We start from the raw sequence: 14,210 nt of genomic DNA on the forward strand, positions 1-14,210 counted from the left end.
AGACGTTGTAACAGGACTCAAGGCGCTTGCCAACTGCCAGTGTAAATAGCCTCGCGTTTGTTGCGCGGGATCAGCAAGCCTAACGGCAGGATTTGACACTTTTATGGCAAACACAAAAAAACATACATTTTTAAAAATATTCTGAATTTGTCATAAATCTTTAATTTCGCAGCGTTACAACCCTTCCTGTTTTTTCACGGGGCCAAAAGACCCAGCGAATATTAGCGCGTTTGTTAAATCAGGAATTTAAAATGAAGAAGAGCACTCTGGCATTAATGGTGATGAGCGTTGTCGCATCTGCTTCTGTTCACGCAGCAGAAGTGTATAACAAAAACGGCAACAAACTGGACGTGTACGGCAAAGTCAAAGCCATGCACTACTTCAGCGATGATACCACCAACGACGGTGACAAAACTTACGTGCGTTTCGGCTTTAAAGGCGAAACCCAGATTAACGATCAGCTGACCGGTTTTGGTCGCTGGGAAGCTGAATTTGCGGGCAACAACGACGAAACAACGTCAGGTCAGAAAACCCGTCTGGCGTTTGCTGGTCTGAAAATCAAAGATTTTGGTTCTCTCGACTACGGTCGTAACCTGGGCGTGCTGTACGACGTAGCCTCTGTTACCGATATGTTCCCGGAATTCGGCGGCGACTCCCTGGCCCGTACCGATAACTTCATGACCAAACGTACCACTGGCGTTGCGACTTACCGCAACACCGACTTTTTCGGTGCCATTAATGGTCTGGATATGACCCTGCAATACCAGGGTAAAAACGAAAACGGCCGCAGCAGCGTCATCAAACAAAATGGCGACGGCTGGGGTACTTCTCTGGCCTATGACTTCGGCGGTAGCCCGGTTACCCTTATCGGCGCTTATGCTAACTCTGACCGTACCAACGCACAGAACACCATGGCGCTGGGTCGCGGCGAGAAAGCCGAAGCCTGGGCAACCGGCGTGAAATACGACGCAAACAATCTGTACCTTGCCACCATGTACGCCGTGTCTTACAACATGACACCGGTCTCTTCTACTCGCGGCTTTGCTAACAAAGCGCAGAACTTTGAAGCCGTGGTTCAGTACCAGTTTGACTTCGGTCTGCGTCCGTCCCTGGGCTACGTCCTGACCAAGGGCAAAGACATGGAAAACGGCATTGGCGACGAAGATCTGGTTAACTACATCGACGTTGGCGCGACTTACTACTTCAACAAAAACTTCTCTGCGATGGTTGACTACAAAATCAACCAGCTCAAAGACGACAACAAACTGGGTCTCGCGAACGACGACATCGTGGCTGTTGGCGTGACTTACCAGTTCTAAGTTGTTGTACCCGTTACACCCTCGTTATATGAAATGCCCTCACAAGAGGGCATTTGTTTAACCGGATTAGGTACAAACTGGCCTGTGCCAGTCCCGGCCCGATACGCATGCTGCGATCGGGCTTTTTTTATGGAGGGCGTTACGCGGGGAGTTTCAGGTTTTCTTTGAAGTTTTCGGCGGGTTCGAGCTTCAGCTCAAGTGAAGCCAGCATATCGCGTGCGCGTTCGTGGAATTCACGCAGCGTGTGCTCCAGACGATCGAGCACTTCCTGATCCTTAATCGCGGTGGGTTTCCACTGACCTTCTTTGTCAAACAGACCGAACTGATAGCGGTAGGTAAAACGGCCTTCCTGCGCTTCCATTTCCATCCACCAACCCCAGAATTCACGCTTTTCCGGTGCCGGTTTTACGTTGACGCAAACGGCAAGGCAATCAAAGAAAAAGCGGTTATCTTCGCACTGCTCTTCGCGGATATAAGGCCCAAGCGCAGTAAATTTTTTGATCAATCTGCTTTTCGGATGTCCACTCGGTAACGTCATTGCGATCTCCTTTTGTGAAGCAACTGTTTTACCAAATCAATAGAATTTATCAATCTATTAACGGAAATGGTGGTTGATCCATCCGGTTATTTGCTGCAACGCCTTATCAAAATTGCGATACACCGGGTTAAACGGGATCTCTAACAGTTTGCCGTCACAAGATGACGAGGTGATTAACCGCGACTCCTCTTCGGGGCTGAACGGATCGTTCTGCCAGAAGCCAGAAAGCATCGGCGTTGGGCAGCGCCGGCCCAGTAAGCCCTGGGTTTTTAGCGAATAACGGTTCAGTTCAACGCGCAACGCTTCGTCAGACGCATCATGCATACCCAGCCGGCTGGCCAGCACATCCAGGTACATCTCCGGGACTTTCCCCTGCCGTAACGGCTCATTCAACAGCGCGTGTACCACCGGGCCAAGACAAGCCACCGCTTTTAGACGGTGCGCTTCCAGATACGCAAGGCGCACTGCCACGTTAGCACCAAAACGGAAGCCAAACGCCGCAACACGCGTGTGATCGACCCAGGGAATATTCGGCAGGGCCTGCAACACATGTTGATGCAGCAGGCTCGACTCCTGGGTCAATTTCCATTTGGAGGAGAAACCGACAGACGGCATGTCCAGTGTCAGCATTGCCATGCCCTGCGGCGCGAAATAGCGCTCATAAAGGGTGTAATAATCGCTTTGCAGACTGTCCAGCCCGCCACACATCAACACCGTCGGGAAAGGCCCTTCGCCGGGCGGCATATGCAAAAAGCCGGTCACCGGCGCACCACCAGGGATGGCAAACTCCATCTCTTTAATGGTACCGGGTAAACGCTGCGCGGCTTCTTCATAGGCACGATTGGCCAATGCCTGCGCCTGTTCGGCAAGCATATCGCCTTTGATATGGGGGTAAGCGGCAATGCTGTACAAACTACAGGCATGCAACCAGTGACGGCCGCTCACGTCGACACGATCTTCCTGCATCGCTTTTTGCTGCCAGAGCATCGCCTGCACGGACCATTCATAGATCCAGTTACCATTGCGATAGCCCACCACCGTATCGTACAGCTCCGGCTCGGTACGTTCGGCCTGAGACATCACGATACGCGCCTGCACTTCGAGGATCTCCCGCGCATCCACACCGCGCCAGATCCACATCAGCCGGTTTAGCATGCGGTACCAGTGCGGCACGTTTTTGCCATCCAGCGTGGATTGCATTTGTGGCTGCGTGCCCGGGTTAAAACGGCGCACCAATGTTGACGTTTCCGGATGCTTAAAACGGGGTTTGAACAGGGTTTCGCTGAGATTTGACTGTGACATTGCGCGCAGCCTCCATGTATCTATCACTGGAGGTTATTGTAACCTGTCGCGCCCTGAAAAGAACAACGCCCGGTCAAACCGGGCGTTAGCATAACGTGCGCAGGGAATTAGCGGCCGCTGATAGGCGGAACAAAGACCACACCCATATCCCACGGTTGCTCGATCCATGTATCCTGAGGGATATCAATGACATAATCATCCACCAGCGGACGACCAGCCGGTTTTGCAAAAATGGTCACAAAATGCGCTTTAGGATACATTTCACGGATAGCCACCGCCGTGCCGCCCGTGTCCACGAGATCGTCAATGACGATAAAACCTTCACCGTCGCCTTCCGCGCGTTTCAACACTTTCAGCTCACGCTGATTATCGTGGTCATAGCTGGAGATGCATACGGTATCAACATGACGAATGCCCAGTTCACGCGCCAGCAATGCACCCGGCACCAGACCGCCGCGGCTAACGGCGATAATGCCTTTCCATTGTTCAGAAGGCATCAGTCGGGCGGCCAGTTTGCGTGCGTGAATCTGCAACATGTCCCAGGTGACGACGTATTTTTCGCTCATGTGAAGTGTCCCAGCCTGTGTTTTACGGCTTAAAAAGTATTCTAGGGGGAAATAGGTTGCGCGAGATTATAGAGATCTGAAGCGGTAAAAACCAGTGTTACCCGGCAATGCAGGTGCTTTTTACATCTTCCTGTGCTCGCAAACAGACAATAAGTGTTATTCTCAACGCCATCTCGCAAGGTCTCTTGCGACGTCGTTTATTTAACCCTGTGACCTGTAAGGCAATGTTTAGCAGGTCCTTTGTAAGGAGACTCATTGTGTCTGAACTGTCTCAACTATCTCCACAGCCGCTGTGGGATATTTTTGCCAACATTTGCGCCATTCCTCACCCGTCCTACCACGAAGAACAGCTGGCCGAACACATCATGGGCTGGGCAAAGGAAAAAGGATTGCACGCGGAGCGCGACCAGGTTGGCAACATCCTGATCCGTAAACCCGCCACGGCCGGAATGGAAAACCGTAAACCGGTGGTATTGCAGGCGCACCTGGACATGGTGCCGCAGAAAAACAACGACACGGTGCACGACTTCACCACCGATCCGATTCGCCCGTATGTCGATGGCGAATGGGTGAAAGCACGCGGCACCACGCTCGGTGCGGATAACGGCATCGGTATGGCTTCCGCGCTGGCGGTGCTGGCGGATGACAGTGTAAAACACGGTCCGCTGGAAGTGCTGCTGACCATGACCGAAGAGGCGGGCATGGATGGCGCGTTCGGTTTACAGCCCAACTGGTTGCAGGCCGATATTCTGATTAACACCGACTCTGAAGAAGAGGGTGAAATCTACATGGGTTGCGCGGGCGGCATCGACTTTATCACCGACCTGCCGCTGACCCGTGAACCCGTTCCTGCGGGTTTCGCAACGTTTACACTGACGCTGAAAGGCCTGAAAGGTGGCCACTCCGGCGCGGAAATTCATGTCGGACTTGGCAACGCCAACAAACTGCTGGTGCGCTTCCTTGCCGGTCATGCGCAAGAGCTGGATCTGCGTCTACTGGATTTCACTGGCGGCACCCTGCGTAATGCCATTCCGCGTGAAGCTATCGCTACCGTGGCCGTACCGGCAGATAAAGCTGAGCAACTGAAAACGCTGGCCAACGACTACCTGGCGATCCTGCAGAACGAACTGGAAATGAAAGAGAAAAACCTGACCGTTCTGCTGGCGAGCGCAAACAGCGATAAAGCAGCGCTGACCACCGCGTCGCACGATACATTTATCCGTCTGCTGAACGCCATGCCGAATGGCGTGATCCGCAACTCGGATGTCGCCAAAGGTGTGGTGGAAACCTCCCTCAACGTAGGCGTGGTCACGCTGCAGGATAACAATGCTGAGATTGTCTGCCTGATTCGTTCACTGGTGGATACCGGTAAAGATTACGTGGTGAGCATGCTGGAATCACTGGGCGCGCTGGCGGGCGCAACAACCCACCCGAAAGGCGGTTACCCAGGCTGGCAGCCGGACGCGCATTCACCGGTGATGGCGCTGGTGCGTGAAACCTATCAACGTCTGTTCAACAAAACCCCGAACATTCAGGTGATCCACGCCGGTCTGGAGTGCGGTCTGTTCAAAAAACCGTACCCGAATATGGATATGGTGTCGATTGGGCCAACCATTACCGGCCCGCACTCTCCGGATGAGCAAGTGCATATCGAAAGCGTGGGCCACTACTGGACCCTGCTGACCGAACTGCTGAAAGCCATTCCGGCGAAATAAGCCTGCTGTCCGCGCCGCCCGGCGCGGACATTTTCTTTCTGCGTTTACTGTGCGCTAAACGCCATGCCTTTAAAGGTCCGCGTTGGGTTTCCCCGCGCAATATGATGATGGAACAAACGCCGTTCCGACTTCAGCGCTGCGCGTTGGTCATCCTGTATCTGCTCCAGACGGTGAGCAATCAGTAACGTCGCCAGCCGTTTGTTGGCATGCTGACTGCGTTCCGACTGCACCTTCACGCTAATGCCTGTCGCGATATGTGTCGCGCGCACGGCGGAATCCGTTTTATTGACGTGCTGCCCGCCAGGACCGGATGAGCGCAGCGATTCAAAGCGAATTTCACGGCTCAGCGTCTGACTCTCCGGCGTAAACGCCGCTACACCAATAAACCAGTTTTTCCGCGCATGATGTGGGCGATACGGACTCGGGCAAATCCACTGCACCGTGCCGCACCAGCGCGCGCTGAGCGCCTTTTCGTCTGCACCATCCAGTGAAACCAGTACTGAACGGTAAGCGCCGTCATGGCGCCCGGCTTCCCTTTCCACCACGGCCAGCGCCACATTATGCGCCTAGGCCTCTTCCATTAAACGGGATAATGCTTTCCCCACGGCCAGGCAACACTCATCTGGCCCCTGTGCGGAAGAGAGTTGCAATAGCATCATTCGCCCACCTCCCTGCTAACCTTCAGCGTCAATACCGGACGCAAACGAGCCACCGGCGCGATCAACCCGGCGTCCGCCAGGCAATCCATCACGCTATCGACCGATTTATACGCCTGTGGCGCTTCCTCATAAATCAGCTGACGATCGCGACAGATCACCCGGCTGCCAAGCGCCGTACGCGAGAGCTGCGCCGGAGTGAATTTCCCCGACAACCGCCCCTTGCACTCGGTACGCATCCATTTACGTCCCGCGCCATGCGCAAGCGAGAACAAGCTCGTTTCGCTTACCACCGGCTTAACCAGCCAGCTGTAATCACCACGCGAACCGGGGATCACCACCAGCCCCTGACCGTCCGGCGTAGCGCCCTTGCGGTGCAACCAGCCCGACATGTCGCCCACGGTGCATGCTTGTACAAAGTTATGCGCTACATCCAGCACCGGCGCACCATCCGCGTTGATCTGCCCGAGAATACGCCGGGCAATCAGATCGCGATTCACGCGAGCAAAGTTCAGCGCATCATCATGCTCCGTCAGATAGTCGCGGGCGGCATCGCTGCCCTCTACCAGCCCATCATGGGAGAACATCGCGATGTGACGACGCAGGATCGCCTGCCCCAACCCCCGTGAGCCACTGTGCGCCAGCAGCAGCAACTGCCGATCGTTGAGCCCATATTGTGCGAACGTCACGGCATCCGTCACGCTGTCTATCTGCTGCAATTCGGCAAAGTGGTTGCCGCCGCCAATTGAGCCCAACGCAGCGCGGTACGGATGCGTCTGAAATGCCTGCGGGACAACGTTGTCCAGCCACTCAGGCATGGCGGTATCGCCCAATGCGCCAAGCCGTTTTTCCAGCTTATCGGCGTTGTATTTACGCAGCGGTAAGTCCGTTTGCCACAGCGCCATGCCGCAGCCAATATCATTACCCACCAGCGCCGGGTAAAAACGCCCAGTGGAAAAAAACGCCGCGCCAATGGGGTAGCCGCGCCCAGGGTGCAGATCCGGCATCCCCACCACACGGATCATACCCGGCAATGCAGCCGTGGTTTGTAATTGTTGAATCGCTGAACCTTCGATCCAAAGATTTTCTGAAGCAATATACGAAATTGCTTCTGAGATATGACAAATAGAATTGCCCATATACCAATCCATATGCAGAAAAATAAAAGGAATTGGCAGACGTAACCAGGGGCAATATGACGGAGAATTAATCCTGGAAAGGTCTGCAAAGAGAAATCAGGGCATGGTGTGTCATGGTGAACCTCCTTTGCAGTAACGTGGAATGAATAAACGCCGGGGATGATAGAGAAGCCAATATTAAATTGCTACCGTTATTTATGGTAGTTTTTATAGACCTAACACCAGTTGCCGCTCAAGTTGGGGATCGAGCAGAGTGACATGCAGCCCCACCAGCCGGACACCACGCCCGCTGCGGCGCTCATCCCAGGTTTTACGCGCCGTTGCCAGCAGATCCTCTTTATTTAAACGCGGCCAGACATGCTCCTGAGTCGTGAGCTGAAAATCATTAAATTTCAGTTTTACCCCCTGGCGGGCAATTAACAGATCCGGTTTGACTTTCGCCAGCCGTCTTTCCAGCTCGGGATATAAATGCTCAATAATCGCCTCGCACTCTTCCCAGTGGTGAATATCCTCCGCCAGCGTACGTTCCACGCCGACCGATTTACGCAGGCGCTCACTGTTTATTTCCCGCTCATCAATCCCCTGGCTGCGTTCCCATAATATGCGACCAAACTTGCCAAAGCGTTTGAGCAACATGGCCAGATCGCTGTTTTGCACATCCTCGCAGGTGCGCAGCCCCATGCTTTCCAGCTTTGCCGCCGACACTTTTCCGACACCCGGGATTTTGCTGAGCGACAGCGTACGCAAAAACGCGGGCACCTCCGCTGGCGTGATCACATATTGCCCGTTGGGTTTATTGAGATCGGAGGCGATCTTGGCAAGAAATTTTACCGGCGCGACGCCCGCGGAGGCGGTGAGCTGCGTCTCGTTAAAAATAGCCTGGCGGATCTCCTGCGCCATCAGCGTTGCCGAGCCGTGGCAGTGCGGGCTGTCGGTCACATCGAGATAGGCTTCATCCAGCGAAAGTGGTTCGATAAGCGCAGTGTAACGGGAAAAAATCTCACGGATTTGGTTGGAGGCTTCTTTATAGGCATCGAAACGACCCGGTAACAAGGTGAGGTGCGGACAGAGTTTTAATGCCATCGCCGTTGGCATGGCGCTACGTACGCCGAATTTGCGCGCCGGATAATTGGCGGTGCTGATAACGCCACGTTTAACACGGCTGCCGCCAATGGCGATGGGAATATCGCGCAGGGCCGGGTTATCGCGCATTTCTACCGCCGCGAAAAAGCAGTCCATATCGACATGAATGATTTTGCGCATGCGTACGCCCTCACAGAACACTGGATAAGTATACAGCACATTCAAATGAAATGAGAAGCCAGGGCGAAAAACGGGGAGGAAAATCACGATCTCGCTATTAATTCAACGCTTATACGGCCAGAATAACCGGCAAGCAAACGGCAAACGAATACACAATCCGTTGCGCGACAGCTTGGCGAAAGGCCAACAAAGAGGTAGCGGAAGAGTGACGTGTTATACACAAAATCATTCGCGCTACATCGCGGCGGCAAGGCTGAGTATCCCCGGGAGCTGACACAAGTCAATGACCGGGGTGCGAAGGCGCGGCCAACAAAGAGGTAGCGGAAGAGTGACCTGTAATACACAAAATCATTCGCGCTACATCGCGGCGGCAAGACTGAGTATCCCCGGGAGCTGACACAAGTCAATGACCGGGGTGCGAAGGCGCGGCCAACAAAGAGGTAGCGGAAGAGTGACGTGTTATACACAAAATCATTCGCGCTACATCGCGGCGGCAAGACTGAGTATCCCCGGGAGCTGACACAAGTCAGTGACCGGGGTGCGAAGGCGCGGCCAACAAAGAGGTAGCGTGAAGGATGACGTGTATTGGGGCTTGCGAAAAAATGCCGTAATGCTAATGTGGGCGCTCCAAAACAGAATAGTCTGAATTTTGGGCGTCTTTTGCCGTCCTGGCAATGTGGTATTAGCTTTATCAAGGAAACAAGTAGTATGCGCAAAATCGCATTATTTATTGCGATGCTTCTGATTCCGTGCGTCTCGTTTGCTGGCCTGGTGAGCAGCAATGGTTCAATCACGCCGGTCAGCAAAGAATATAAGCAGCAGTTGATGGGGTCGCCGGTTTATATCCAAATCTTCAAAGAAGAGCGCACCCTTGATCTTTACGTCAAAATGGGCGAGCAGTACCAGTTGCTGGACAGCTATAAAATTTGTAACTACTCCGGCGGGTTAGGTCCCAAACAGCGCCAGGGCGATTTTAAAAGCCCGGAGGGGTTTTACTCCGTGCAGCGCAGCCAGCTCAAGCCGGACAGCCGTTTTTATAAAGCCATCAATATTGGTTTTCCGAACAATTATGACCGCGCTCATGGCTATGAAGGCAAATACCTGATGATTCACGGTGCCTGCGTTTCGATTGGCTGCTATGCCATGACGGACTCAAGCATCGACGAGATCTTCCAGTTTGTCACCGCCGCGCTGGTATTCGGGCAACCGAATGTGCAGTTGAGCATTTATCCGTTCCGCATGACTGATGCCAACATGCAGCGTCATAAATATTCAACCTATGCGGATTTCTGGAAGCAGTTGAAGCCCGGCTACGACTATTTCGCCGCCACCCACCAGCCGCCGGTAGTCTCGGTCGTGGATGGCCGCTACGTTGTAAACAAACCGCTCAACACGTCGACGCAGCCGCAGCTGGCGTCAAACTACACGCTCCCCCAGGCAAAATAACGCCCACTCACCTGGCATAATCTTGTGCCAGGTTTCATTGCCGGTTAGCGGTTGTGTGGCAATCACGGTAACCACATCGTTGGGTGTGGTTTCCCGCTGAAAATCGATTTCCACATCCTGATCCAACAGTTTCGCCACACCAAACGGCGCGCGACGCGTGATCCAAAACAAATTGGTGGAACAAAACGCCATCACATAGCGTCCGTCCGACAGCAGCATATTGAAAACACCCTTCTGCCGCAGTTCCGTCGCCAGTGCCGCAATGAACTTAAAGACCGCAGCCATATTGCCCGGCGTACGCGGGTAACGCTCCGTTAACTTATGCAACAACCAGCAGAAAGCTTTTTCACTGTCTGTCTCTCCCACCGGACGAAAATTACCGGTTTCCAGAGACTTATACCCGGTAAGCTGCCCGTTATGGGCATAGGTCCAGTTACGGCCCCACAGTTCGCGGGTAAACGGATGGGTATTTTCCAGCGCCACTTCGCCACGGTTGGCCTGCCGAATATGGGCTATCACTGAGCAGGACTTAATGGGGTAGTCCTGCACCAGTTTAGCGATGGGGGAATTAAAGCTGGGTTGCGGATCTTTAAACGTGCGACAGCCTTTGCCTTCATAGAAGGTGATGCCCCAGCCATCTTTGTGCGGCCCGGTGCCGCCGCCACGCTGAACAAGCCCGGTAAAACTAAAGCAAATATCGGTTGGCACATTGGCGCTCATCCCGAGCAGTTCGCACATACACACCCCCACACAGCGCCCTTACCAGAGAAGGCGTAATTGTTGCAGTCAGTTTGGGCACGGACAGCGCACAGAAACCGGAGCGTACATGCAGTACGTGAGGATTTCGGGCACTGCCCGGTGTCAAAATGGCAAATAAAATAGCCTTATTAATTAAGCTTTAACCATCTCTTTTTCGATCAACTGAATCAGGATATGAATCACCTTGATATGAATCTCCTGAATACGGTCGGCATAACCGAAATGCGGTACGCGAATTTCGATATCCGCGCTACCGGCCATTTTGCCGCCGTCTTTACCGGTCAGGGTGATCACTTTCATGCCTTTTTCACGCGCAGCGGCAATGGCTTTGATGACGTTACCGGAGTTGCCGGAAGTGGAAATCCCCAGCAGCACGTCGCCTTCACGGCCTACGGCTTCAACATAGCGGGAGAAAACATAATCGTAACCGAAGTCATTGCTGACGCAGGAGAGATGGCTGACGTCGGAAATCGCAATCGCCGGGTAGCCCGGACGGTTTTCGCGATAGCGCCCGGTCAGTTCTTCCGCAAAGTGCATGGCGTCGCAATGCGAGCCACCGTTACCACAGGACAACACCTTGCCGCCGGCTTTAAAGCTGTCCGCCAGCAAGACCGCCGCGCGCTGAATAGCGTGAATATTGGCATCATCTTTCAGAAAGTTCGCCAGCGTTTCCGCCGCTTCATTCAGTTCGTTACGAATCAGATCCTGGTACATGAGGATATCCTTCAGCATAAATGTAAATAACACCGGGGAGTTTACCGGATAGCATGCCGGGCGAGAAGCTAAAGCCTTACCTGCAACCGGGGGTTTTCGTTTTCCGTGCGCGAAATGCCCTCAACAATGTGAACCAGGTTGTAATTATTTTGTAAACGCATTGATAAAAGATTTCGCATCCACTACAACCATATCATCACAAGTGGTCAGACCTCCTACAAGACAGGGAGCTTTTCTTTATGATGACGTTGAGCCTTATCGCTACGGTTGTACTGCTCGGGGTGCTGTTTTACCACCGGGTGAACCTGCTGCTGAGCAGCCTGATTTTACTGGCGTGGACCGCCGCGCTGGGGATATCCGGCCTGTGGTCTATCTGGGTGTTGCTGCCGCTGGCGATCATCCTGGTGCCGTTTAACCTGCCGCCAATGCGGAAAGCGCTGATTTCCGCCCCCGTATTCCGCGGTTTTCGTAAAGTGATGCCGCCGATGTCCCGCACGGAAAAAGAAGCCATCGACGCCGGGACCACCTGGTGGGAAGGCGACCTGTTCCGTGGTAACCCGGACTGGAAAAAACTGCACAACTATCCGCAGCCCCGCCTGACCGCCGAAGAACAGGCGTTTATCGACGGCCCGGTGGAAGAAGCCTGCCGTATGGCGAACGATTTCCAGATCACCCACGAAATGGCCGATCTTCCGCCGGAGCTGTGGGCATTCTTAAAAGAGCACCGCTTCTTCGCGATGATCATTAAAAAAGAGTACGGCGGTCTGGAATTCTCCGCTTACGCTCAGGCCCGCGTGCTGCAAAAACTGGCGGGCGTTTCCGGTATTCTCGCCATCACCGTGGGCGTACCGAACTCCCTCGGTCCGGGTGAATTGCTGCAACATTACGGCACCGAAGCGCAGAAAGATCACTATCTGCCGCGTCTGGCGCGTGGACAGGAGATCCCCTGCTTTGCGCTGACCAGCCCGGAAGCGGGTTCCGATGCGGGCGCCATTCCGGATACCGGGGTGGTGTGTATGGGTGACTGGCAGGGCCAGCAGGTGCTTGGCATGCGCCTGACCTGGAACAAACGCTATATCACGCTCGCACCGATTGCCACCGTACTCGGTCTGGCGTTTAAACTCTCCGACCCGGATAAACTGCTGGGCGGCGAACAAGAGCTCGGAATCACCTGTGCGCTGATCCCTACCTCAACGCCTGGGGTAGAAATCGGTCGTCGTCATTTCCCGCTTAACGTCCCGTTCCAGAACGGTCCGACTCGCGGCAACGATATCTTTGTGCCAATTGATTACATCATTGGTGGGCCGAAAATGGCCGGTCAGGGCTGGCGCATGCTGGTGGAATGTCTGTCTGTAGGACGCGGTATCACCCTGCCGTCCAACTCTACCGGCAGTGTGAAATCCATCGCGCTGGGAATTGGTGCTTATGCCCACATCCGCCGTCAGTTCAAAGTGTCGATTGGTAAAATGGAAGGGATTGAAGAGCCGCTGGCACGCATTGCGGGTAACGCCTATGCAATGGACGCCGCAGCCTCATTGATCACGTACGGCATTATGCTCGGTGAAAAACCTGCCGTGCTGTCGGCGATTGTTAAATATCACTGTACCCATCGTGGTCAGCAGTCAATCATCGATGCGATGGATATCGCAGGCGGTAAAGGCATTATGCTCGGCGAGAGCAACTTCCTCGCCCGTGCTTACCAGGGCGCACCGATCGCCATCACCGTGGAAGGGGCCAACATTCTGACCCGTACCATGATGATCTTTGGCCAGGGTGCGATCCGTTGCCATCCGTATGTACTAGAAGAGATGGCCGCCGCGCAGAACAACGATGTGGACGCCTTCGACAGACTGCTGTTCAAACATATTGGTCATGTTGGCAGCAACAAAATGCGCAGTTTCTGGCTTGGCCTGACGCGCGGCTTAACCAGCGCCACGCCAACCCGTGACGTCACAAAACGCTATTATCAGCATCTGAATCGCCTGAGCGCCAACCTCGCACTGCTGTCGGATGTGTCCATGGCCGTGCTGGGCGGTAGTCTGAAACGTCGCGAACGTATCTCCGCACGACTGGGGGATATTTTAAGCCAGCTCTATCTCGCCTCGGCGGTACTGAAACGCTATGACGACGAAGGTCGCCAGGAAGCGGATCTGCCGCTGGTGCATTGGGGCGTTCAGGACGCGCTGTATCAGGCGGAACAGGCCATCAGCGATCTGCTGGAAAACTTCCCGAACCGTTTTGTCGCCGGCGCGCTGAGCCTGGTTATCTTCCCGACCGGACGCCACTATCGTGCACCGTCGGATAAGCTGGACCATAAAGTGGCGAAGATCCTGCAAACCCCAAGCGCCACCCGCTCACGCATCGGTCGCGGGCAGTATCTGGCGGCAAGCGAGCACAACCCGCTGGGTCTGCTGGAAGAGGCATTGCTGGATGTTATGGCGGCGGATCCTATCCATCAGCGCGTGTGCAAAGAGCTGGGCAAAAACCTGCCCTTCACACGTCTGGATGAACTGGCTCAGCAGGCGCTAAGCGCAGGGCTTATCAATCAGGAAGAAGCCGCGCTGCTTATCAAAGCCGAGGCCAGCCGTCTGCGCAGCATTAACGTCGATGATTTCGAGCCAGATGCTCTGGCCACTCAACCCGTGGTCGCCGCGCCGGAAAAGGTGCGTAAGATAGAAGCCGCCTGACCAAAGGGGGCGCAAGCGCCCCCCCCCCCCTTTTTCCTCTCATGCCTGAACCCGCATTTCGCGGGTTTTTTTATTACGCCTCATGCTACAGTGTGAAAATGCTGTC

Annotated in this window: 11 protein-coding genes and 1 pseudogene; 4 read left to right on the top strand and 8 right to left on the bottom strand. The window is 54.3% G+C overall.

Annotated features, from left to right (window positions below; all coding sequences use genetic code 11):
* Positions 1 to 251: 251 nt before the first annotated feature.
* Complete coding sequence (phoE, locus tag O9K67_RS19775; RefSeq protein ID WP_061497379.1) at positions 252 to 1,319, top strand: phosphoporin PhoE; 1,068 nt, start codon at positions 252 to 254, stop codon at positions 1,317 to 1,319.
* 139 nt (positions 1,320 to 1,458) lie between these two features.
* Here the strand turns inward: phoE and crl are convergent, their stop codons facing one another.
* The 3 genes from crl to gpt form a co-directional block, all read right to left on the bottom strand.
* Positions 1,459 to 1,857 (bottom strand): sigma factor-binding protein Crl, encoded by a 399-nt coding sequence (crl, locus tag O9K67_RS19780; protein WP_061497381.1) that lies wholly within the window; start codon positions 1,855 to 1,857, stop codon positions 1,459 to 1,461.
* Positions 1,858 to 1,914: 57 nt separating this feature from the next.
* Entirely contained in the window at positions 1,915 to 3,159 is a 1,245-nt protein-coding gene (frsA, locus tag O9K67_RS19785; RefSeq protein ID WP_061497384.1) for an esterase FrsA, read from the bottom strand.
* A 107-nt stretch (positions 3,160 to 3,266) separates the two neighbouring features.
* On the bottom strand, positions 3,267 to 3,725 hold the full coding sequence (gene gpt, locus O9K67_RS19790; RefSeq protein WP_003863205.1) for a xanthine phosphoribosyltransferase: 459 nt from the start codon (positions 3,723 to 3,725) through the stop codon (positions 3,267 to 3,269).
* A 257-nt stretch (positions 3,726 to 3,982) separates the two neighbouring features.
* Here gpt and pepD point away from each other — a divergent pair, with 257 nt between their 5' ends.
* Positions 3,983 to 5,440, top strand: coding sequence for a cytosol nonspecific dipeptidase (pepD, locus tag O9K67_RS19795; protein WP_061497386.1), 1,458 nt, complete (start codon positions 3,983 to 3,985; stop codon positions 5,438 to 5,440).
* 44 nt (positions 5,441 to 5,484) lie between these two features.
* On the opposite strand, the pseudogene prfH reads toward pepD, so the two are convergent.
* From prfH to dinB, 3 genes and pseudogenes are all read right to left on the bottom strand, one after another.
* Positions 5,485 to 6,099, bottom strand: a pseudogene (gene prfH / locus O9K67_RS19800) (peptide chain release factor H).
* Positions 6,096 to 7,235: an RNA ligase RtcB family protein gene (locus O9K67_RS19805; RefSeq protein WP_061497388.1), complete on the bottom strand. Its 1,140-nt coding sequence runs from the start codon at positions 7,233 to 7,235 to the stop codon at positions 6,096 to 6,098. The pseudogene prfH and the gene O9K67_RS19805 overlap by 4 nt, the downstream one beginning before the upstream one ends.
* 207 nt (positions 7,236 to 7,442) lie before the next feature.
* Complete coding sequence (gene dinB, locus O9K67_RS19810) at positions 7,443 to 8,498, bottom strand: DNA polymerase IV (RefSeq protein WP_061497391.1); 1,056 nt, start codon at positions 8,496 to 8,498, stop codon at positions 7,443 to 7,445.
* A gap of 708 nt (positions 8,499 to 9,206) precedes the next feature.
* Here dinB and dpaA point away from each other — a divergent pair.
* Positions 9,207 to 9,944, top strand: coding sequence for a peptidoglycan meso-diaminopimelic acid protein amidase (gene dpaA / locus O9K67_RS19815; protein WP_061497393.1), 738 nt, complete (start codon positions 9,207 to 9,209; stop codon positions 9,942 to 9,944).
* Here the strand turns inward: dpaA and O9K67_RS19820 are convergent.
* Entirely contained in the window at positions 9,915 to 10,682 is a 768-nt protein-coding gene (locus tag O9K67_RS19820; protein ID WP_061497395.1) for a class II glutamine amidotransferase, read from the bottom strand. The genes dpaA and O9K67_RS19820 overlap by 30 nt on opposite strands.
* A gap of 153 nt (positions 10,683 to 10,835) precedes the next feature.
* A complete protein-coding gene (gene lpcA / locus O9K67_RS19825; protein ID WP_061497397.1) occupies positions 10,836 to 11,417 on the bottom strand; it encodes a D-sedoheptulose 7-phosphate isomerase in 582 nt (193 codons plus the stop codon).
* A 239-nt stretch (positions 11,418 to 11,656) separates the two neighbouring features.
* On the opposite strand from lpcA, the gene fadE reads away from it, so the two are divergent.
* Entirely contained in the window at positions 11,657 to 14,104 is a 2,448-nt protein-coding gene (gene fadE, locus O9K67_RS19830; protein ID WP_061497399.1) for an acyl-CoA dehydrogenase FadE, read from the top strand.
* Positions 14,105 to 14,210 lie beyond the last annotated feature (106 nt).

It is taken from the genome of Kosakonia oryzendophytica, from assembly GCF_027886705.1.
GTDB classification, from domain to species: Bacteria; Pseudomonadota; Gammaproteobacteria; order Enterobacterales; family Enterobacteriaceae; genus Kosakonia; species Kosakonia oryzendophytica.